At 71.7% G+C, this 20612-nt stretch carries 22 protein-coding genes and 1 riboswitch; of the genes, 8 read left to right on the forward strand and 14 right to left on the reverse strand.

The genetic code is table 11. The features are described from left to right. Positions 1-9: 9 nt before the first annotated feature. Complete coding sequence (gene dacB / locus EXE58_RS05570; RefSeq protein WP_167288700.1) at positions 10-1470, reverse strand: D-alanyl-D-alanine carboxypeptidase/D-alanyl-D-alanine endopeptidase; 1461 nt, start codon at positions 1468-1470, stop codon at positions 10-12. A gap of 101 nt (positions 1471-1571) precedes the next feature. On the opposite strand from dacB, the gene EXE58_RS05575 reads away from it, so the two are divergent. Next, the gene (locus EXE58_RS05575) at positions 1572-2084 is read left to right on the forward strand and encodes an inorganic diphosphatase (protein ID WP_244242440.1); all 513 of its coding nucleotides are present in this window, start codon (positions 1572-1574) and stop codon (positions 2082-2084) included. A 10-nt stretch (positions 2085-2094) separates the two neighbouring features. On the opposite strand, the gene EXE58_RS05580 is transcribed toward EXE58_RS05575, so the two are convergent. The 5 genes from EXE58_RS05580 to EXE58_RS05600 are packed head-to-tail and all read right to left on the reverse strand — an operon-like array spanning position 2095 to position 6973. After that, the gene (locus EXE58_RS05580) at positions 2095-2985 is read right to left on the reverse strand and encodes an RNA polymerase sigma-70 factor (RefSeq protein ID WP_135266944.1); all 891 of its coding nucleotides are present in this window, start codon (positions 2983-2985) and stop codon (positions 2095-2097) included. After that, positions 2982-3557: a carboxymuconolactone decarboxylase family protein gene (locus tag EXE58_RS05585; protein WP_135266945.1), complete on the reverse strand. Its 576-nt coding sequence runs from the start codon at positions 3555-3557 to the stop codon at positions 2982-2984. Before EXE58_RS05585 ends, EXE58_RS05580 begins: the two co-directional genes overlap by 4 nt. A gap of 52 nt (positions 3558-3609) precedes the next feature. Beyond that, entirely contained in the window at positions 3610-4284 is a 675-nt protein-coding gene (locus EXE58_RS05590) for a class I SAM-dependent methyltransferase (RefSeq protein WP_135266946.1), read from the reverse strand. Continuing rightward, positions 4281-4946 (reverse strand): SDR family NAD(P)-dependent oxidoreductase, encoded by a 666-nt coding sequence (locus EXE58_RS05595; protein ID WP_135266947.1) that lies wholly within the window; start codon positions 4944-4946, stop codon positions 4281-4283. Before EXE58_RS05595 ends, EXE58_RS05590 begins: the two co-directional genes overlap by 4 nt. After that, entirely contained in the window at positions 4943-6973 is a 2031-nt protein-coding gene (locus EXE58_RS05600) for an acyl-CoA dehydrogenase family protein (RefSeq protein WP_135266948.1), read from the reverse strand. The genes EXE58_RS05595 and EXE58_RS05600 overlap by 4 nt, the downstream gene beginning before the upstream one ends. A gap of 54 nt (positions 6974-7027) precedes the next feature. Here EXE58_RS05600 and EXE58_RS05605 point away from each other — a divergent pair, with 54 nt between their 5' ends. Continuing rightward, a complete protein-coding gene (locus EXE58_RS05605; RefSeq protein ID WP_135266949.1) occupies positions 7028-7903 on the forward strand; it encodes a sulfotransferase domain-containing protein in 876 nt (291 codons plus the stop codon). Between the two features lie 64 nt (positions 7904-7967). Here the strand turns inward: EXE58_RS05605 and EXE58_RS05610 are convergent, their stop codons facing one another. From EXE58_RS05610 to EXE58_RS05630, 5 genes are all read right to left on the reverse strand, one after another. Further along, positions 7968-9518 carry a C40 family peptidase gene (locus EXE58_RS05610; RefSeq protein WP_135266950.1) on the reverse strand — a complete coding sequence of 517 codons (1551 nt, stop codon included), beginning with the start codon at positions 9516-9518 and terminating at the stop codon, positions 7968-7970. Positions 9519-9748: 230 nt separating this feature from the next. Beyond that, positions 9749-10795 (reverse strand): phosphatase PAP2 family protein, encoded by a 1047-nt coding sequence (locus tag EXE58_RS05615; RefSeq protein WP_244242441.1) that lies wholly within the window; start codon positions 10793-10795, stop codon positions 9749-9751. 21 nt (positions 10796-10816) lie between these two features. Beyond that, entirely contained in the window at positions 10817-11836 is a 1020-nt protein-coding gene (locus tag EXE58_RS05620; RefSeq protein WP_135266951.1) for an ABC transporter ATP-binding protein, read from the reverse strand. Then, a complete protein-coding gene (locus EXE58_RS05625; protein ID WP_135266952.1) occupies positions 11836-13482 on the reverse strand; it encodes an ABC transporter permease in 1647 nt (548 codons plus the stop codon). Before EXE58_RS05625 ends, EXE58_RS05620 begins: the two co-directional genes overlap by 1 nt. Position 13483: 1 nt before the next feature. After that, on the reverse strand, positions 13484-14572 hold the full coding sequence (locus tag EXE58_RS05630) for a thiamine ABC transporter substrate-binding protein (protein ID WP_244242442.1): 1089 nt from the start codon (positions 14570-14572) through the stop codon (positions 13484-13486). Then, a riboswitch (TPP riboswitch) is annotated at positions 14562-14671 on the reverse strand. (Overlaps the previous gene by 11 nt.) Before the next feature lie 54 nt (positions 14672-14725). Between EXE58_RS05630 and EXE58_RS05635 the strand changes: the two genes are divergently transcribed. The 3 genes from EXE58_RS05635 to EXE58_RS05645 are packed head-to-tail and all read left to right on the forward strand — an operon-like array spanning position 14726 to position 16760. Further along, positions 14726-15622: an alpha/beta hydrolase gene (locus tag EXE58_RS05635; RefSeq protein WP_135266953.1), complete on the forward strand. Its 897-nt coding sequence runs from the start codon at positions 14726-14728 to the stop codon at positions 15620-15622. Beyond that, entirely contained in the window at positions 15619-16071 is a 453-nt protein-coding gene (locus EXE58_RS05640; protein WP_135266954.1) for a GNAT family N-acetyltransferase, read from the forward strand. Before EXE58_RS05635 ends, EXE58_RS05640 begins: the two co-directional genes overlap by 4 nt. A gap of 41 nt (positions 16072-16112) precedes the next feature. Next, entirely contained in the window at positions 16113-16760 is a 648-nt protein-coding gene (locus tag EXE58_RS05645; protein ID WP_135266955.1) for a hypothetical protein, read from the forward strand. On the opposite strand, the gene EXE58_RS05650 is transcribed toward EXE58_RS05645, so the two are convergent. Together EXE58_RS05650 and EXE58_RS05655 are read right to left on the reverse strand one after the other, a co-directional pair. Continuing rightward, entirely contained in the window at positions 16757-17815 is a 1059-nt protein-coding gene (locus EXE58_RS05650; RefSeq protein ID WP_135266956.1) for an MBL fold metallo-hydrolase, read from the reverse strand. The genes EXE58_RS05645 and EXE58_RS05650 overlap by 4 nt on opposite strands. Positions 17816-17869: 54 nt before the next feature. After that, entirely contained in the window at positions 17870-18412 is a 543-nt protein-coding gene (locus tag EXE58_RS05655; protein ID WP_244242443.1) for a type 1 glutamine amidotransferase domain-containing protein, read from the reverse strand. A 106-nt stretch (positions 18413-18518) separates the two neighbouring features. On the opposite strand from EXE58_RS05655, the gene EXE58_RS19420 reads away from it, so the two are divergent. Continuing rightward, positions 18519-18668 (forward strand): hypothetical protein, encoded by a 150-nt coding sequence (locus tag EXE58_RS19420; protein ID WP_167288702.1) that lies wholly within the window; start codon positions 18519-18521, stop codon positions 18666-18668. A gap of 3 nt (positions 18669-18671) precedes the next feature. Here the strand turns inward: EXE58_RS19420 and EXE58_RS05660 are convergent, their stop codons facing one another. After that, positions 18672-19325: a YdeI/OmpD-associated family protein gene (locus EXE58_RS05660; protein WP_135266958.1), complete on the reverse strand. Its 654-nt coding sequence runs from the start codon at positions 19323-19325 to the stop codon at positions 18672-18674. Positions 19326-19349: 24 nt separating this feature from the next. Here EXE58_RS05660 and EXE58_RS05665 point away from each other — a divergent pair, with 24 nt between their 5' ends. Then, positions 19350-20096 (forward strand): helical backbone metal receptor, encoded by a 747-nt coding sequence (locus tag EXE58_RS05665; RefSeq protein WP_135266959.1) that lies wholly within the window; start codon positions 19350-19352, stop codon positions 20094-20096. 10 nt (positions 20097-20106) lie between these two features. Then, the gene (locus EXE58_RS05670) at positions 20107-20607 is read left to right on the forward strand and encodes a MarR family winged helix-turn-helix transcriptional regulator (protein WP_135266960.1); all 501 of its coding nucleotides are present in this window, start codon (positions 20107-20109) and stop codon (positions 20605-20607) included. Positions 20608-20612: the final 5 nt, after the last annotated feature.

A 20612-nucleotide genomic window follows, 5' to 3' on the forward strand; every position in this document is an offset into this window, starting at 1 on the left:
CCGGGGGCCCTATCCGGAGGCGGCGCAGCGGCAGGCGGCGAGCGCGGCAGCGGCCTGGTCGATCGCCTCCTGGGCGTCGAGGCCGTCGGCCTCGGCGACCTTGTCGGCCGCGACCACGAAGGCCATCACCACCCCGTCGCGCCCGGTGGCCAGCCCGGCGAGCGCGTGCACGCCGGTGAGGGTGCCGGTCTTGGCGCGCACCACGCCCCGCGCGGCCTTCGGCCCCTCGTCGAACCGGTAGGTCAGCGAGCCGGTGAAGGCCGCGACCGGTAGGCCGGTCACAGCGCTGCGGAGCGGCCCACCCTCGCTGCCGGCCACCCGGCGGAGCACGGCGAGGACGGTCGCGGCGGACACGCGGTTCTGGCGCGACAGCCCGGAGCCGTCGTACAGCCGCAGCCCGGACGTGTCGATGCCCCAGCCCTGCAGGGTGGTCCCGACCCCGGCCGCACCGGCCGCGAACGAGCCGGTGCCCGAGGTGGCGAGCCCGACGTGGTGACCGAGGACCTCGGCACCCTCGTTGTCGCTGACGTCGAGGACGCGCTCGGCGATGTCACCGAGCCTGGCGCTCTCCACCGCGGCGAGCTCGGCGGCGTCGGGGGGTACGACGACGCGCGCCACCTTGCCGCGAACCTTCATGCCGGCCTGGGCGAGACCGTCGGCGAACGCGCGGGCCGCCTGCAGGGACGGGTCGTCGGCGCGTGCGTAGCCGTCGGCCTCGCGACCCCCGTCGACCATCAGGGCCGTGATCGGGCTGACGATGTCGTCGGGGACGTAGTCGGAGCGCCACCCGGCACTCGCGGTCGGGCCGGTGAAGAGGCCGTCGTCGTAGCTCACCCGCACCCGGCCGCTGCCGCCGAGGGCCTCGGCGGCCTCGCGCGCCAGAGTGACGACGTCGACGCGGGGCGGGAAGGCCGTGGCCGCTCCGTCCGGGGTGAGGGGCTTGCTGGCCAGGTAGGGGTCGCCCCCACCCACGAGCACGACCTCGCGCGGCGAGGTGCCGCTCACCACGCGCGTGGTGAAGCGCGCCTCGGGGCCGAGGTGCTCGAGCGCCGCGGCCACGGTGAGCAGCTTGGTGGTCGAGGCCGGCAGATAGGTGTCGGGCTTCTCGACCGACGTCCACTCGCTGCCGAAGGTCAGGTCGCCCACGGCGGCCACGACGTGCTTCCCGAGGTCGGGGTCGTCGAGCAGGGGCCCCAGCGCGGCCGCGACCGCCACCGGGTCGATGCGCCCGGTCGTGGGGAGGGCTGGGGCGATCACGGGTGCGGTCCACTCGGGCAGGTCCAGGCCGGGCGGCGGCGCGACGGCAGCGGGCTCGGTCTCGGGGTCGGCGGAGAGCCACGGCAGGTAGCGCGGACCGAGGTCGTAGCGGTAGGCGGCGACCGAGCCGCCCAGGAGTGCGAGCACGAGCAGCACCGGCAACCAGTGCGCCACGCGACCAGGACCGGTGTAGTGGCGTACGTCACCTCGCACGTCCAGATCCCTCCTCGCTTCGCGCTCACGGGCCATTGTGCGGGACACTGTTCCACGGCACTGCGCCCGGGCACCCGGGCCGGACGAGGTGGAGGTAAGCCGTGACGCAGCAGGACATCGAGGAGTTCTTCGAGTTCGACGTGGTCATCGAGATCCCCAAGGGCTCTCGCAACAAGTACGAGATCGACCACGAGTCGGGCAAGATCTATCTCGACCGGATGCTCTTCACGTCCACGGCCTACCCCGAGGACTACGGCTTCATCGAGAACACCCTCGGCCTCGACGGCGACCCGCTCGACGCCCTGGTCATCCTCCAGGTGCCGACCTTCCCCGGCTGCCACATCAAGTGCCGCGCGATCGGCATGTTCCGCATGACCGACGAGGCCGGCGGCGACGACAAGGTGCTGTGCGTCCCCACCCACGACCCGCGCATGACCCACCTCCAGGACATCACCGACGTGTCCGAGTTCGACCGTCTCGAGATCCAGCACTTCTTCGAGGTCTACAAGGACCTCGAGCCCGGCAAGTCCGTCGAGGGCGCCAACTGGGTCGGGCGCCACGAGGCGATCGCCGAGGTCCACGCCTCCTTCGAGCGCGCCAAGAACGGCCACTGAGCCCGGGGCGCTAGCGCGTGACTTCGCGTGCCAGCTCCACCGCCGCTCCCAGCCGCCCCAGCTTGTCGGGGTTGCGCACGACGTAGGCGTCGGTGATCACACCGCCGTTGACCGTGAAGGTCACGACCGCCTCCAGCTCGCCGGCCAGCTCCAGCCGCAGCGCGGGCGTGCCGTTGACGGTGACGACGTCGACCTTGCTGGACAGGTCGTAGACGCCGGCCAGGAAGCGCAGCACCTTCTCCGCGCCCACGATCGGGCGCAACGCCGAGCTCTTCTTGCCGCCACCGTCGGTGATGAGCACGACGTCCGGTGCCAGCACGTCCATCAGTCCCTGGAGGTCGCCGGTCGCCGCAGCAGCGATGAACCGCTGGAAGACCTGCTCCGCGAAGTCCCGCGACACCTCGTTCCGAGGCCGTCGTGCCTCCACGTGCGAGCGCGCCCGGTGGGCGATCTGGCGCACCGCGGCGGGTGACTTGTCGACGGCGGCCGCGATCTCGTCGTACTCCACCGCGAAGACCTCGCGCAGCACGAACACCGCACGCTCGACCGGCGGCAGCGTCTCCAGGACGAGCAGCATCGCCGTCGAGACGCTGTCGGCGAGCACGACGTCGTCGGCCACGTCCGGGGCCGTCAGCAGCGGCTCCGGCAGCCACGGGCCGACGTAGTCCTCCCGACGCCTGGCATTGCCGCGAAGCTTGTTGAGCGACTGCCGGGTGACGACGCGCACGAGGTAGGCGCGCGGGTCGCGCACCTCCTCGCGCGCGACGTCCGCCCATCGCAGCCAGGTCTCCTGCAGGACGTCCTCGGCATCGGCCGCGGAGCCGAGCATCTCGTAGGCGACCGTGAAGAGCAGGTTGCGATGGGCGACGAAGTCGTCGGTCGGCGAGTCGGTTGTGCTCACGCGTCCGAGGGTAGGGCCAGGGGCAGCTCGCACACGTCGCTGTAGCCCTGCGACGCCAGGCCCATGGCGGAGTTGAAGCGGGACCGCTCGTTCTCGATGGCCACCATCATCGTCAGCTCCACCACTGCCGCGTGGCCGAGCTGTTGGTCGAGCCGGGCGACCATCTCGTCGGTGACGGTGGGCGGGGTCGCGGTCATCGCCTCGGCGTACTCCATCACCTCGCGCTCGAGGTCGGTGAAGACCGCTGACTCACGCCAGCGCGGCACCTCCCGCACCTTGGCCAGGTCGAGGCCGTCCTCGCGGGCCATGAAGTAGCCGAAGTCGAGGCACCACGAGCACCCGATGACTCCCGCACTGGCCATCACGGCGTAGGTCTTCAGGTCAGGGTCGAGCTGCTTCCACCTCGCGACCTTCTGCTCGTGGGAGAAGGTCGCCCTCATCACCGGCTTGTTGTGGAAGAGCACGTAGGCGTTGTCGGGCACCTCGCCCCACATCCGCTTCGCGATCGTCCTGAGGGCGGCGCCGTAGCCGCCGCTCAGCTCTGCCTTGGGGACTCTGAATCTGCTGGTCATGCCATGGAGACACCGGCCGGTGCAGATCTGTGACAGGCGGACCCGAGGAGAGTCAGTCCTTGGTGGCGCGGAAGTAGCCGAGGCCGCCGCTCATCTCCAGGTGGACCTCGTCCGCACCCGCCTCGAGGAGCCAGGCCCGCGCCTCGGCCGCCGTGCACATCGGTCCGAGCACCTGGCTCATCCGGCCGAATGCGTGCACGAGGGCGTAGCGCCGCTGGAGGCCCCGGAAGTCACCGGAGAACAGGGCGCTGCCGGTGAGCACGCCACCGCGAGCGAGCACCCGCACCATCTCGTGGATCGCTCGGCGCGGGTCGGGGAAGACGTGCAGCCCGGTGAAGGAGACCACCATGTCGAACGAGCCGTCGGCGAAAGGCAGGTCCCCGACGTCGGCCAGGGCGGTGGTCACCTGGTCGGCGACGTCGTGCCTGCGGGCGGCTGCCTCGGCTCGTCGGAGCATCGTGGGCGAGATGTCGGCGGCGACGTAGTCGAGCCCGCCGCCGGGGCGCAGGCCGCGCAGGGCGACGCCGCCACCCACGGGCACGTCGAGCACCCGCGCTCCAGCAGGCAGCTCGCCGATCTCCTCGGCGGCGCGGTAGAGCAGAGCGATGTCGCTGTCCAGCCCGAGCCTCCACAGCGGCGCCCCCAGTACCGGATGCTCGACGAGCAGCGGGTAGACCTTCGCCCAGGCAGGATCCTGGTCCCATCCGCCGACCAGCGGGAACCTCATGACCCGTCGCCGTCGTAGCCGACGTGGGGCGTCCAGCCCTCCTGGGGCCGAGTGGCGGCGGCGTACAGCGCCTGAGCGACCGCCGGCGGCGCGAAGGGCCCCTCCTTGGCGAGGGCGCCGTTGACCTGGACCGCCACTGCCCGCACACCGCGCTCGGCGAGCGTCGCGTCGACGCTCGTGACGAGATTGCGCACGGCGGCCTTCTGGACACCGAGGCTGGGCGCCGCGGGCGATGGCCTCTCGGCGGCCATGCTGCCCGTAACGAGCACCCGGCCCCCTGGGGGCATGAAGTCGATCGCTGCCTGCAACGCCGGCAGGAGCGGCGCGACGCCCAGGGCGAGGTCCTCGAAGAGCTCGTCCGGCGTCAGGTGGAGGACGTCGGCCTCACGCCACGCACTCGGGTTGAAGTGGAGCACGTCGATGCGGCCGTGGCGGCTCCCGATGTCGACCATGAGCGCGCGGACCGCCGCCTCGTCGGTGAGGTCGACCCCCTCCGCGTCGGCGGAGACTCCCTCGGACGCGAGCGTCTCGGCGAGGGGCGCCATCTGCTCGGCGCTCCGCCCCACGAGCACGACGTCGTACCCCTCGCGCCCGAACCTGCGTGCCGTCGCCAGCCCGAGGCCGGGCCCGGCGCCCAGGACGACGTAGAGGGGGGAGGTCACGAGACAGCGTCCCGGCCGGGACCGCCCACCAGGTCGGCGGCCCGCAGCATCTCGGGCGGTACCCCGAACGCGTCCACGAGGTCGACCGCGATCGGGCGGATCTTGCGGCAGAGGTCGTTGACCTCGCGGCTGATCGCCTTGGAGCGGGCCGAGGAGAGCCGGCCGTGCTCCATGAACCAGCCCCGGTCGGTCTCGATCGTGGTGAGGGCGTAGAGGTCGCACAGCAGGTTGAGCGCGACCTTGAGGTCGCCGTCCTCGAGCTCCGCCGCCCTCGCGACGAACGCCTCGAGCACCAACCGCTCGGTGTGGGCGCGAGCGGTCGCGATCACGTGGTCCTGGACGCGGGAGAAGACGTCGCCGGGGTTGAGGCCCTCGTCGATGCCGCGCTTGAGCCGCCTGGCGACACCGGCGAGCATGTGCTCCTCGCGGAAGCGCAGCATCGCGAGCTGGTAGTTGGGATCGAGCAGCCCCGCCTCCTGGTCCCACTGGTCACCGCCGGGCAGCAGGTCGCGCAGCGACTGGAACAGCTTGTGGACCGCAGTGCGCTCGACCACGGTCTCGACGGCGATCCCCGCGACGAACCGGACCATCCCGAACTGGTCCATGTCCTCGAACTCGGAGGAGTAGTCGGTGAGCAGCCCCTTGGCCACCAGCTGCAGCAGCACGTGGTTGTCACCTTCGAAGGTGGTGAAGACGTCAGTGTCGGCCTTGAGCGCGTCGAAGCGGTTCTCACTGATGTAGCCGGCCCCGCCGCACGCCTCGCGACACTCCTGGATCGTCTCGGTGGCGTGCCACGTGCCGAGCGCCTTGGTGCCGGCGGCCCGGGCCTCGAGCTTGCGCCGCTCCTGCTCGCTCTCGCCTCCGGCCTCGTTCGGGCCCGGACCCGAGAAGACGTCGTGCAGCTGCTGCGAGACGACGTCCTGGGCGAAGTGCAGGGCGTAGGTGCGGGCCAGCAGCGGGAACAAGCGGCGCTGGTGCATGCCGTAGTCGAGCAGCAGCGTCTCCTCGCCGTCGGTCGACGCCTCGAACTGGCGCCGCCGGTCGGCGTAGCGGACGGCGATGGCGAGTGCGACCTTGGCGGCGTTGATCGCCGCTCCCCCGACGCACACCCGGCCTTGCACGAGGGTGCCGAGCATGGTGAAGAACCGCCGGTTGGGGTTCTCGATCGCCGACTCGTAGACCCCCTCGGGCGTGACGTCGGCGAACTGGTTGAGCAAGGCCTCGCGCGGGACGCGGACCTGGTCGAACCAGATGTGGCCGTTGTCGACGCCGTTGAGCCCCATCTTGCGGCCGCAGTCCTCGATCCGGACACCGTCGACGACCTGGCCGTCCTTGCGGAGGGGTACGACGAGCGCGTGGACGCCGTGGCTCTCCCCCGCCACCTCCAGCTGCGCGAACACCACGGCCAGCTCGCCGTGGACGGCGGAGTTGCCGATGTAGTCCTTGCGGCTGGCGTCGTCAGGCGTGTGGATCACGAACTCCTGGGTGTCGGCGTCGTAGGTCGCCGTCGTCCCGAGAGCCTGCACGTTGGAGCCGTGGCCGAACTCCGTCATGGCGAAGCACCCCATCGTGCGGCCTGAGATCAGGTCGCGAAGGTGGGCGTCGTGGTGGCGCTTGGTGCCGAGCTGCAGGATCGCGCCGCCGAACAGGCCGAACTGCACGCCGATCTTGACCAGGACCGAGAGGTCGCCGAAGCCCATCGTCTCGAAGGCGGCGACGGACGCGCCGATGTCGGCACCGCCGCCGTACTCCTCGGGGAAGCCCATGCCGGTCTGCCCGGTCCCGGCCATCTGGACCACGACGTCCTTGACGCGCTCGCGGAAGTCGGCGCGGCTCAGCTCTTCGGCGTCGACGAGGATCCCGGCGTGCTCGGCGAGGTTGTCACGCACCAGCTGTCGGATCTCGTGGTACCTCCCGTCGAGGAGAAGGCCCAGCGCCTCGACGTCGACGACGGGCTGGGTGTAGCCCGGGGAGTCGGCGTGCTCGGCCTGGTCGTCTGACGTCACGGGGACCTCTGCGGTGGACATGGGCCAAACCTAACCCGATCCACCAGCCGTCCGGGCGGTGCTAGGTTCGCCGCGATGACTCCGCCGGCAGAGGGGCAGATGCCCTACAACTACGCGATCGTCGGCGTGCAGAAGGGCGGGACCTCGACCCTTGCGGTGACGCTGAACCAGCACCGGCTCGTGTGCCAGCCGCCCACCAAGGAGGCGCACTTCTTCGACGAGGAGGACTACGACTGGTCGTGGCCGGACTACGAGCGCGACTACACCGCTCCGCGCCGCTCCCCGGTCCACCGCATGGTCGGCGACGCCACGCCGACCTACCTCTACTGGCCGCACGCACTCGAGCGGATGCGCGCCTACGACCCGGCCATGCCGCTGGTCGCGGTGTTCCGCGACCCGCTTGAGCGACTCTTCTCCCACTGGGTCATGCTCCGCTCGCGCAACCTCGCCTGGCCCGACTGGCCCGGCTTCCTCACCGAGTGGCCGCACACTTCGCTGCCCGATGAGGTGCCTCCGGCCACCGAGGTGCGGACCATGCGGTGGCGGCACATGACCGGCCTGGCCCGGGGGTTCTACGGCGAGCAGCTCACCCGCGGCTTCCGGCTCTTCGACCGCGAGCAGTGGCTGCTGCTCGAGATGCGGTCGATGCTCGCGGACTTCCCGGCGGCCGTGAACGCCACGACCGATCATCTCGGGCTGCCTCGCTTCGAGCGCGTCCCACCCCTGAAGAACTGGCACGCCGGCGCGGACGTCATCCCCGGCACGCCGCCCACGGCGGCGGACCTGTCGGGCCTGGCCCAGCTCTACTCAACCGACCTCGCCGTCTTCGAGCAGCTGTCCGGCCTGGACACCTCGGCCTGGCCGACGCGTCAGATCCTCGACGGTCGCCTGGACCCGGCCGAGCTGGCCGCGCGGTTCGCCACCAAGGTCGCCCCGCCACCCGCCGGTTGACGAAGGACGCGCTCCCCCCGGTGGTTGAGGAAGGACGAAGTCCTTCCTCAACCAGCGAACGTCGTCAGGGGCGGGCGAAGAAGTCGGGGGCGCGCCAGGCGTACATCGACTCCTCGGTGACGTCGCGTCCGGTGCGCGGGGCGTGGACGATCCTGCCGTCGCCGACGTAGATCGCGACGTGGTAGATCGAGGACGACTTGCTCGACGAACCCCAGAACACGAGGTCGCCGGGCAGGAGGTCGCTCGAGGTGATCGCGGTGGAGCCGGTGTACTGCGCCACGGAGTAGTGCGGCAGCGACTTCCCGCCGGCCGCCCAGGCCGCCGAGGTCAGGCCCGAGCAGTCCCAGGACCCGGGACCGCTGGCGCCGTACTTGTAGGGCTTGCCGATCTGGGACCGGGCGAAGGCGATGGCGGCCGCTGCGCCTCCACTGGCGGGCGGCGGGGTGGTCGCCGGGGGCGGCGTGACGGGCGCGACCGGGTTGACGGGAGCGACCGGGGCGGGCGTCGTCGTGGTCGGCGTCGCAGTGGGCGTCGCGGTCGGTGTGGCCGTGGCGGTGGGGGTCGGCTTGGACGTGGGGGTGGGGGTCGGGGTCGGCTTGGAGGTGGGGGTGGCGGTCGGGGTGGCGACCGTCGTGGCCTCCTTCTCCTTCTCCTTCTTCGCCTGCTCCTGCCGCTCGCGCTCCTCCTGGGCGGCCTTCTCCGCCGCCTCCTGGGCCGCCTTCTCGGCAGCCTTCCGCTCCTCCTCGGCCTGCCTGGCCGCCTCCTCCGCCTGCTTCGCGGCGGCCGCGGCCGCAGCCTCGGCGGCTGCCTCCTCCAGGGCGGACTGACGCTCGGCGGCCAGGCTCACGCTGATGCCCTGGAGCTCGGCGAGCTCTGCGATCAGCGCCTTCCTGGTGCGTGCGATCGTGGCGGCCTCGGCGCCGGCGGCTGCTTCGGCAGCCGCAGCAGCGTCACGAGCAGCGACCGCCTGCTGCTCGGCCTCCCGCGCGCGGGTCAGCGCATCGTCGGCGCGGGTGACGGCGACCTCTGCGAGGGCGGTGGCGGCGGCGAAGGCGTCGTACTGGCTGTCCAGCGCCTCGGAGGTATTGCCCATCGTGACGGTGCGGTCGAGCAGTGCGTCGATGCCGTCGGAGGCGACGAGCGCAGTCAGGCCCTGGACCTGTGCCCCGCCCTCGTAGTCGGCGACCACCGTCCGGGCGTAGAGCTCGCGCCGCTGCTCCAGCTCGCGGTCCGCGTCGCGTGCCGACGCTGCGGCCGCGCGCGCCGACCTGCGAGCCTCGTCGGCCTGCCAGAGCGCGCCGTTGTAGGCCTCGGCCGCCTGGGCGGCGGTGATGCCGGCCTCGTCGAGTGCGATCGATGCCCTCACCAGGTCCGCCTGGACGGCGGCGACGTCGCGCGCCTTCGCATGGGCGTCGTCCTGGGCCGCGGCGACGTCTGCCTCGCTCGGGACCGTGGAGCTGTCCTCCGGCTCGTCGGCGAACGCCGAGCCGAGGCCTCCTGCGAGCACGAGCGACACGCTCAGCACGGCCGTCGCGGCGGAGCGCGCGCCCGGAAGCGGTGTCGTACGCCAGGAGCGCACGGGGCCCCCGCGTGGTCGCTGCGGCAGTGCTCGCACGAAGTTTCCCCTTGCTCAGACGTCTCGGAGCTGCCTCATGACTTCCCAATCACGCAGGCAACTCTCGGCACGCTAGTGCTCATTCGTCACAAGGGGAACACTTTTCTCAACTTTTTCACCGGCCACCGGCGTGTCGGCTTGACGAACTACAACCTTGTAATTCGCCAGCGCGTCCATTGGAATCCCCGGCTAGCGAGGCGGGGAGGGGCGAGAGCGAGGTCGTACGACGCTCAGTCGACCTCGACGGGCACCTGGGAGGTCGTCGAGGTGGGATGTGAGGAGAGTCCGTGCCGGTCGAACTTCTGACCACTTGCCAGACCGCCCACCCAGAACGCGACCAGCGCGATGACCACGCCGGCGAAGTCGTCGGCGATGTAGTGCCAGCCGAAGTAGAGGGTGGCGACGACGGTGATGGCGAAGTTGATCCAGAAGATCCAGTGGATCCAGCGGTTGCGGAGGGTGTACTGCACCATCAGGGCCACGAGCAGGGTGATGGCGACGTGGAGGGACGCGAACCCCGCCACCGACTGCACGGCTCCCTCGACCCCGTCGCGGAGCACTCCCTTGCGGCCGTAGAAGAGCCCCTCCATCAGGGCACTCGTCCCGGTCTCGGGGAGGTCGGTGTAGAGGTAGGAGTACTGGAAGCCGGGGCCGAGCGTCGGGAGGGCGTAGTAGGAGGCGGTGCCGAGCGACCAGGCGATGCACTGGGAGGTGGCGAACCAGTAGCCGAAGGTGATGTTGCGCGACCACACCAGCCACGCTGCCAGCGCCAGGGGCACCAGGGGCAGGAACCACAGGTAGATCGAGGACAGCACGTGCGCGGAGATGCCGGTGCCGAAGATCTCGTGGAGGACCGTGGCGGGCTCGTTGCCGAAGAACAGCGCCCGGTCGATCAGGTGCAGCTCACGGTCGTACTTGTCCTCGCCCATGATGAACGGCAGGAACGACTTGAGGTTGCGGTAGCAGACGTAGGTCACGTAGAAGCACACGAGCCCGAGCACCACCAGGGTGATCCGCTCGCGGTCCCAGTGGGTCCGGATGCGCTCGGTGGCGACGGCCGGCATGTCCTTCACCCGGAACCGCGAGGCCCACAGCGTGCGGGGCAGGATGTCGAGCAGGAACGCCCCGAAGACGAGCAGCGGCAGCCGGAGCCAGGAGGGGCCGAGGAAGCCCTCGGGGTCGACCAGCGGACGGTCCAGGGAGATGGATGCGATCAGGGCGAGCACGCCCATCAGCGCGGCCGTCCCGATCAGCAGAGCGTAGGCCGGTCGATACACGCGGGTCAGTCTAGGGACGGGTCAAGCGCCACGACGATCGGAGACGATCGCGAGCCTCGTCACATCCACCCGCAAGCGGGTGTCGTCACCGGCGGCCACGCGGCTGCCCAGCGCCGCCACCGCGTCGAGCGCGCCCAGTCCCTCGACGTCCACCACCAGGCGCACCTGCTCGGGCGTCACCCGCGCCGAGAGGACGGAGCCGTGGAGCGGTCCGGAGGCGTCGACGACAAGAGCGGACCGGCGTACGGCGACCGCGGCGGCGTCGGACTGCCCGGGCACCTCCGTCCCCGCGGCAGCGAGCAGCTGCCGAGCCGCCGACCCACGGAGCACCCGGGCGTAGCCGAGGAACAGCGCGGTCTCCTCGTCGACCGGCGCCCGCCACACCTCGTCGATCCCGCCCGACTGCACGACCCGGCCGGCCCTCATGACAGCCAGCCGGTCGGCCAGCGCGAACGCCTCCTCGTGGTCGTGGGTGACCAGCAGCGCGGTGGTGCGGGCGGCGACGAGGATCTCGCGGAGCTCGCCGGCGAGGTGCTCGCGCAGCGAGCGGTCCAGCGCCGAGAGCGGCTCGTCGAGCAGCAGCAGGCTGGGCTCGACGGCCAGGGCTCGGGCCAGGGCGACGCGCTGTCGCTCGCCTCCCGACAGGGTGCCCGGGTGGCGGTCGTCGTAGCCCTGCAGGCCGACGAGCTCCAGCAGCTCTGCCACCCGGCCGCGCACCCGGGCGGCAGGGGTGCGGCGGAGCCTGAGCGCGTAGGCGACGTTGCGCGCGACGGTCAGGTGGACGAAGAGCTGGCCGTCCTGGAACATCAGCGCGAAGCCGCGACGGTGGGTGGGCACGCCCGCGAGGTCGCGGCCGTCGAGCTCGATCGATCCGCCGCTGGTCAAGGGCTCGAGGCCGGCGACCGCGCGCAGCAGCGTGGACTTGCCGCACCCCGAGGGCCCGAGCACGGCGAGGACGTCGCCGGCGGGCAGGTCGAGGCTCACGTCGTCGACGGCGAGGGCGTCGCCGTACTTCACCGAGACGTCGCGCAGGGTCAGCATCAGAAGGAGCCTACGGAGGGGACGCGCAGCCGCTCGACGGCCAGCATCACCACCGCGGTCGTGGTCGCCAGCACCACCGAAGCCGCGAGGGCCATGCCGTAGTTCATCTCGCCGGGGTGGCCGAGCAGGCGGAAGATCACCACGGGCACGGTCGGGTTGTCGTCACGGGCGAGGAAGGAGGTGGCGCCGAACTCTCCCAGCGACGCGGCGAACGCGAACCCGCTCGCAGCCAGCAGCGGCTTCCACACCACCGGCAGGTCGACGGTCAGCAGGGCCCGCCACGGGGGCGCGCCGAGCGACGCCGCTGCCTGTCTCTGCCGGTCGTCGATGCCGGCAAGGACCGGGGCGATGGTGCGTACGACGAGCGGCAGCGCGACGAGGGCCTGCGCCATCGGCACCAGCAGCGCGGAGTCGCGCAGGTCGACCGGGGGCCGGTCGAGGGTGATCAGGAAGCCGAAGCCGAGGGTCACCGCGCTGACCCCGAGCGGCAGCATGAAGAAGCCGTCGAGCACCGAGCGCACCCGTCGCTCGGCCGGCGTGTGCGAGCGCCGCGTCACGATGAGGGAGACAGCCAGGCCCATCGCCAGGGCCATCCAGGTCGCGTCGACCGCGGTCCGCAGGCTCACCCCGAGCGCCGTCGTGACCGGGACGAGCAGGGCCCCCGTGCCGTCCCGGCTCTCACCGTCACCGCCGAGCGCGCGGTAGTTGGCCAAGCTCCAGGCTCCGTCGACCTGGAACGAGCCGGCGACCAGTCCGACGATCGGCAGGGCCAGGATGGCGAGCAGGGCAGCGGTGAAGAGCAGGACCGGCCAGTCCCCAGGACGGATGCGGCGCGGCCGGGCGGTGGTGCGCTGGGTCGTGGCGTCGGGGACGAACCGCAGCCTGGCGGAGACCGCGAGGAGCCCGACCACGACGACGAGTTGCAGCACCGACAGCGCAGCCGCGGCCTGCAGGTCGAAGACCGTGGTGGTGAGTAGGTAGATCTCGGTCTCCACCGTGGCGTACCGCACCCCGCCCAGGGTCAGGACGATGCCGAAGGCCGTGGCGCAGAAGAGGAAGACGATGCTGGCCGCACCGACGATCGCCGGCCGGAGCGCGGGGAGCGTCACGGTGCGCAGCACCTGCACCGGGCTTGCCCCAAGCGCCGCCGCGGCTTCTGCCGGGCGCGGGTCGAGCGACTCCCAGGCTGCGCCGACTGCGCGGACCACGACGGCGACGTTGAAGAACACCAGCCCGGCGACGATCGCGACGGGAGTGCCGTCGAGGCCGAGGAAGCCCAGCAGGCCACCCTCGCCCAGCAGCTGGCGGAACGCGACGCCGACCACGACGGTCGGCAGGACGAAGGGCACCAGCAGCGCAGCCCGGATCGCACCTCGGCCGGGCAGCGCCAGTCGGTGCAGCGCGAAGGCCAGGGGGAGCCCGAGCAGGACGGACAGCAGCGTGGCAGCCCCCGAGGACCAGAGCGTGAACCACGCCACCCGGTGCACCCGCGGCCTGGCCAGCACGTCGAGCACCCCGCGGGGGTCGAAGTCGCCGTCGACCCAGAACCCCTCGGCCACCATGCCGGTGACCGGGAGCACGAACAGCACGCCCAGCACCGCCACCGGCGCGGCGGCCAGGGCCAGCAGGCCGATGATGCGTCTCATGTCATCGCGTGATGACGTCGGTCCACTCGGTCAGCCACTGCTCGCGGTTCTCGGCGATCGATCCCGGCGCGACCTCGTAGGGGTGCGCCGGCTGCACGGCGAACTTCGCCCAGTCCTCGGGGACGGTCGCGGACTCGCTGACGGGGAAGACGTACATCGACTCGGGCAGCGCGCTCTGCACCTCGTCGGTGAGCATCCACTCGATCAGCGCCTCCGCCCCGTCGGGGTTGTCGGCCCCCTCGAGCACGCCGGCGTACTCCACCTGGCGGAAGCAGGTGTCGAGCAGCGCTGCCGTCGTGGACTCGCCGCCCTCGACCGTGAAGGCCGGGGAGGAGTCGTACGACACCACGATCGGGCGGGTGCCCTTGTCGCTGCCGGCCGTGAAGTCGCCGTAGTAGGCGTCCTCCCACCCGTCGACGACCTTGGTGCCGTTGTCGAGGAGCTGGGTCCAGTAGTCGCGCCACGACTCGCCGAAGGCAGCCAGGGTGGCGAGGAAGAACGCCATTCCGGGGCTGCTGGTCGTGGCTCCCGGCGTCACGAAGAGGTCCTTGAACGCCGGGTCGGCGAGGTCTTCCAGCGTCTGCGGCGGCTCGATGCCCTGGGCGGCGAACCACGCCTTGTCGATGTTGACGCAGACGCTGGCGTTGTCGATCGGGGTGAGCCTGTCGGCGCCCTCCTCGAGCGCGTACTCCTCGGCACCCTCGGGCAGCTCCGGCTCGAAGGCCGCGAACGCGCCCGCCTCGATGGGCCTCGACGCGAACGTGTTGTCGACACCGAAGGCAGCGTCGCCGATCGGGTTGTCGGCCGTCAGGCTGAGCTTGGTGGCAAGCGTGCCCGCGTCGCCGGCCGCGCGGACCTCGAGGTCGTAACCGGTCTCCTCCTCGAACGCCTTGACGAGCTTCTTGGGCAGGCTGAACGACTCGTGCGTGACCAGCACGACGGTGCCGGCGGCCTCGCTCGTCGTCTCGCCGCTGCTGGTGGCCGGCGACTCCGTGGCCGTGCCGTCGTCCTCGGTGCCCATCAGGCTGCAGGCGCCCAACGAGGTGGTGAGCAGGACCGCTGCGACGGCGCGCATGCGCACGTGGTTCATCTGGACTCCCTATCGCCGGTGCTAGCCGGATCAGGTTCGGAGGGTCTGCGGCTGGTCCGCACTCTCAGCACGACTGCTCGTGCTCCCCTGTCTGTGTCCGGCCAGCGTACTGCCGCGCGCAGCGCAGAGGGGTGGGGGCCATACGATCCGCTCATGCCGAGCAGACGTCACGACGCCCTGGCCGTGCTGATCCCCAGGCTGCGCGGGAGCGGAGAGCTCGACTCCGAGCCCGCGGAGCGCGCGCGGGTCGAGGAGTGGCACGCCGGCCTCGACCGCTCCCTGCCGACCCGGCTGGTGCCGCGGTTCGGCTCGCGCTGGTCGGTCACGACCGAGGACCTCGGGTTCCCCTCCCACGTCCTGACCCCGCGCAACCGTCCCTGGTCCCGCACGCTCTACTACGTGCACGGCGGCGGCTTCATGGCCCCGACCGACCCGTTCCACGTGCGCTACGCGACGCGACTGGCCGATGCCGTGGGCGCGCGGATCGTGATGCCGGACTACCCGCTGGCCCCTGCGCACACCTGGCGCGACAGCCACGACGCGCTCGTCGAGGACGCCGCACGGAAGGCGTCCGAGGGCGACCTCGTCCTGGCCGGCGACTCCGCCGGGGGTGGTCTGGCGCTGGCCATGGCGCTCTCCCTGCGCGACCGCGGGCTCGACCAGCCGACCCGGCTGGTCCTGCACGCGCCCTGGGTCGACCTGACGACCTCGACGCCGGAGACGGTGGAGGCCGACGCCGTCGACCCGTGGCTGTTCCTCAGCAAGGTCACCGCCTACGCCGACTGGTGGGCCGGGTCCCCCGAGGACCTCGGGCGGCCGGAGGTCTCCCCGGCGCTCGCCGACCTGTCGGGCCTGCCCCCGACCCTGATGCTCTACGGCACGCGCGACCTGCTCGCCCCCGGGTGCCGGCTGCTCGTCCGACGGGCCGCGGAGGCCGGCTGGGACCTCACCGCGATCGAGGAGCCAGACCTCATCCACGTCTACGGGCTGATGCCGTTCATCCCCGAGGCGCGTCGCGCCTTCGACCAGGTGGTGGAGTTCCTCCGGTGAGGCCCACCACCCGCGTCGTGGGCTTCGACGACCTGGACACCCGGCTGTCGTACGACCTGTGGCGGCTGCGGCAGCAGGTGTTCGTCGTGGAGCAGGGCTCTCCCTATCCCGACCTGGACGGCCGCGACCTCGAGCCGGCGACGCGGCACGTGCTCCTCGAGGAGGAGGGCACGTTGGTCGGCTGCCTGCGGCTGGTCGACGACGGTGACGCGTGGCGGATCGGTCGCGTCGTCGTCGCTGCACAGGCGCGCGGTCGCGGGCTGGCCCGGCTGCTCATGGACGAGGCGGTCGCGCGCTGCGCGGGGCGCGAGGTGCGTCTCGACGCCCAGACGGGTCTGACGGCGTTCTACGAGGCGTACGGCTTCGAGGTGTCGGGGCCGGAGTTCGTCGAGGACGGCGTCGCGCATGTCCCGATGACGCGCCGGACCGGTGGTCCGCGCACGGATTGAGACGCCCGTCCCGCGGCACGTTCGGCCGCTACTTTCGCTCCATGACCGGCAAGGCGCCCAGGGCGAGCCACGTCACCCGAGGGTTGTTGACCACTCTGCTCGGGCTCCTCGTGCTCGGCTGTCCTGCGCCTGCCCTCTCCGACGACGCTCTTCCTCCTGCGCGCTACAACGAGCTGACCTACCGCACCGGCACGCACGCGCTCCTCCTCACCCTCAACACCGACACCCCGGCTGCTGGCGTGGACATCGAGCACAACGTCCGGCTCCTCGACCAGGACGGCTCCCAGCTCACCTACGACGAGGTCGTGTTCGAGGTGCACGTGCAGGGCACCCGGAGCGACCTCACCCTGCGCGGGGAGACCCTCCTCCACGAGGAGACCCTCGAGATGCTGCCCACGCGCGAATCGAGGGCGACCTTCACTTATCCCCTCTCGGGGCCCTACATGATCCGGCTGGCCTTCCGGGCCGACGGTGAGGACATCGCCGCGGGCCAGTTCGGCATGGAGGTGGAGGAGGGGACCGAAGCGGCCGCCTCTGGAGGGTTCCCGTGGTTCCGGTTCGGGCTCGCGCTCCTGGTGGGCGTGCTGATCGGCTCGGTGCTGCCACGCGGCACCCGGCCCCGGGACGCGGTGGAGGAGCCGCAGCCTGAGCAGCCCCAGCCCGAGGAGCCCCAGCCAGCCAGCTCCTAGGCCGACACGTAGTGCACGACGCCGTCGACGTCGTTCGTCGCCACCTGGCCGCGGGCGCGGAGCAGCTCGAGGTGTGCCCGGGTCTCCATCGTCGCCATGGCGGCGTTGAACACGTCGAGCTCGGGCAGCCGGCGCTCGTGGCGGGTCCAGGGCAGCTCGCCGGCCACCTCGTAGGCCGAGCGCGCACCGCCGTCGACGGCTGCCAGGCTCAGCGCCAGCCGTTCCTCGTGGTGGTCGAGCAGCTCGTCGACGCGGGCGTGGGTGGAGTCGGCGACCGGGCCGTGGGCCGGGAGCAGCCTGAGGTCCGGAAGGTCGCGCATCCGCGCCAGGGACGCCATGAAGTCGCCCAGCGGCTGCTCGGCCAGTGCCGGCTCGAAGCCGATCGAGGGGGTGATCGTCGGCAGCACGTGGTCGCCCGAGAACAGCAGTCCCTCGGCGGTGTCGGCGAACACGTAGTGGCCCTGCGTGTGGCCCGGCGTGTGGATGGCGTCGAGGTTGCGAGCACCCACGGTGAGGGTGGTGTCCCCCTCGAGCCAGGAGTCGGGGTCGGCCCACAGCGCCAGGTCCGGTGTCTCGACATCGGCGAAGCGCTCCCACTCGAGGGCGATCCGTTCGGCGCCGCCCGCCCGGAACAGCCCGGCGAAGGGGTCGCTCCCGGACCCTCCCCCCCGGATCATCTCCAGGTTGGGCCGCTCCTCGAGACCGAGGCTGACGTGCGCGCCGACCTCGCTCCGGATCGTGACCGCCTGCGTGTAGTGGTCGCGGTGCACGTGCGTGACCAGGAACCTGCGGATGTCGCCGACGCCCGCGCCGATCTCGGCGAGTGACTTGTCGAGGACCGCGCGCGAGACGTCGACGGCCCATCCCGCGTCGATCAGCGCCAGGCCGTCGTCGGTCTCCAGCGCATAGACGTTGACCGCCTTGAGGCCGTCCATGGGCAGTGGCAGCGGGATCCGGTGGATTCCCGCAGCCACCGGCCAGGCGCCGGGCTCGGCCCAGTGGACTCCGGAGTCGGGCGAGACGGCGTGCGCGGTGTCAGGTCGTTGATCGTTCATCGAGGCCGACCCTACGCGGGGAGGCGTGCCCCCGACCCACCGATCCGGTGGTGACTACTGAGCGTCCTGTCCGAGGAGCCCCAGGAGCGCGTCGTTGAAGGCGGGCAGGTCGTCGGGCTTGCGGCTGGTGACGAGGTTGCCGTCGACCACGACCTCGCGGTCGACCCATTCGCCACCCGCGTTCCGGACGTCGGTCTGGAGGCTCGGCCACGACGTGAGCTCGCGGCCCCTGACGGCGTCGGCCTCCACCAGCGTCCAGATCGCGTGGCAGATCGCGGCGACCGGCTTGCCGGAGTCGAGGAAGGACCGGGTGAACGCGACGGCTCCGGAGTCGGTACGGAGCTGGTCGCCGTTCGCCACTCCGCCTGGGAGGACCAGCGCCGCGTAGTCCTGCGGCTGGGCGTCCGCGACGGCGCGGTCGACCTGGAAGGTGTCGGCGGGGTCGAGGTGGTTGTAGGCCTGCACCTCGCCGGACGCGGGTGAGAGGAGCACGGGCGTCCACCCGGCCTTCTCCACTGCCTCCCACGGCTCCGTCAGCTCGGCCTGCTCGATCCCCTCGGCTGCCACGAGGAAGGCGACGTACTTGTTCTCGGTCACTGCGACTCTCCTTCGATGAGCGGACTGGCGTGCACCCGTATGGCGTACCCAGCCGGCGCAGGCGCATTCGGCGCATGGTTCGGGACCGAACGGATACCTCTTCTCCATGCCTCCACACGACCGCTCCACGCCAGGCCACCGCAGCGAGGGCCTGGGCAACAGCCGCAACAACCGACCCCTGCTGCTCCTGGGGGTCCTGCTGCTGTTCCTCGTCGTGCTCGGGACGATGGCACTGATCGGCGACTGGCAGCTCTAGGCCTCAGCCCCGAGTCGCCTCCCGCGCGGCCAGGGCCGCACGCTCCACCCACCTGGGCACCTCGCCGTAGCGCTGCGAGGGGATCAGCTCGCCGGCGGCCGAGGCCGCGACGAGCTGGGCCAGACGTCGCTCGCGCGTCTCCTCCTTCTTGGCCGAGGCCACCCAGTTCTCCGCGATCTTGCGGTAGGACGGGATCGCCGCCTCCCAGAAGGCTGCCGCCGCGGGGTCGGCCAGGATGCGTGCGCGCTGCTCCTCGCTGAGCGCCTCCCGCGACTCGTGGGAGTAGCCCGAGCGCTCCGGCCTGCGGCGCTCGAAGACGGCGATCCCCGCCGGCCGCATCAGCCCCTCGGCCGTGAGGCGCTCCACGTGGGCGATGTTCACCGCGCTCCACACCGAGCCCGGCTTGCGAGGTGTCCACCTCTGCCGGCGGGTGTCCTCGTCGATGCGCTGGGCGACCGAGTCGATCCAGCCGAAGCACAGGGCGACGGGGACAGCCTCCTCCCACGTCAGTCCGCGCTCCGCGACGTGCTTCTTGCGCAGCCCCATCCAGATCTCGGTCTCCGTCTCGTGGTGCGCCTCGAGCCACGCCCGCCACTCGGCCGCGTCGGCGAAGAACGTCGCCGGCCTCTCCTCGCTGCCCCCCGGGGTGCCGATCATGGGAGCCAGCCTAGGGTCGGTCCCATGCGCGACGACCTCGGAGCGGATGTCCCGCTCGATGCGCCCGCCCGGCGGGTCGTCAGCCTGGTGCCCTCCATCACCGAGGCCCTGGCGGCGAGCGTCCCCGAGCGCCTCGTCGGTGCCACCGACTGGTGCACGCACCCGGCCGAGCTCGACGTCGCGCGCGTGCGCGGCACCAAGAACCCCGACCTCGCCGCCGTGAGGTCCCTCGCGCCGGACCTCGTGGTCGCCAACATGGAGGAGAACCGCGAGCTCGACGTACGACGCCTGCGGGACGCCGGCGTCGCGGTCTGGGTCACCCGCATCGAGACCGTGGACGAGGCGCTCGACTCGCTGGGGCGGCTGTTCGCCGAAGCGCTCGGCTCGCCCGAGCCGACCTGGCTGGTGGAGGCGCGCGAGCTGTGGGCGGCGCCGGCCGCCGGCCGGAGGGAGCGGGTCGTCGTACCCATCTGGCGGGATCCGTGGATGGTGGTCGGGTCCCGCAACTACACCACCGACCTGCTCGCCCGGGCTGGCCTGGAGAACGTCTTCTCCGGTCACGAGGACCGCTACCCCGCCACCGACGTCGCCGCGATCGAGGCGGTGGGAGCAGACGTCGTGCTGCTGCCTGACGAGCCCTACGTCTTCACCGAGGACGACGGTCCGGAGGCTTTCACGGTGCCGACGAGGCTGGTGTCGGGGCGGCTGCTGACGTGGTACGGCCCGGCGATGGTCGAGGCGCACGCCGTGCTGACCGACCCGACTGGATAGCCTCACCGCCATGCCCGACGCGAGCCGCGACCCCATCGCCGAGGCCCACCGGCAGTGGGTGACCCACGGCTGGACCGAGGCCGCCGACGGGATGGCGATGGTGACCTCGCTGGTCCGGGCTCAGCAGCTGCTGATGGAGCGGATCGACGCCGCGCTGCGACCGCTGGACCTGACGTTCGCGCGCTACGAGGTGCTGCGGCTGCTGTCCTTCTCGCGCAGCGGCTCGATGGCGATGACACGGCTGGGCTCGCTGCTGCAGGTGCACCCCACCAGCGTGTCCAGCGCGGTCGCACGACTCGAGAGGCAGGAGTACGTCGAGCGCACGCGCGGCGACGCCGACCGGCGGGTCGTGCTCGCCACCATCACCGAGGCCGGTCGCAAGGCTGTCGAGGAGGGGACGCTCGCGCTCAACGCCCACGTCTTCGAGGAGCCCGGCCTGCCCGGGAGTGACGTGCGCGACCTGACGGAGCGGCTGACGCGGCTGCGTGCCGGGCTCGGAGACGCTCTGTAGCGGGC

The sequence above is a fragment of the Nocardioides seonyuensis genome, from assembly GCF_004683965.1.
GTDB classification, from domain to species: Bacteria; Actinomycetota; Actinomycetes; order Propionibacteriales; family Nocardioidaceae; genus Nocardioides; species Nocardioides seonyuensis.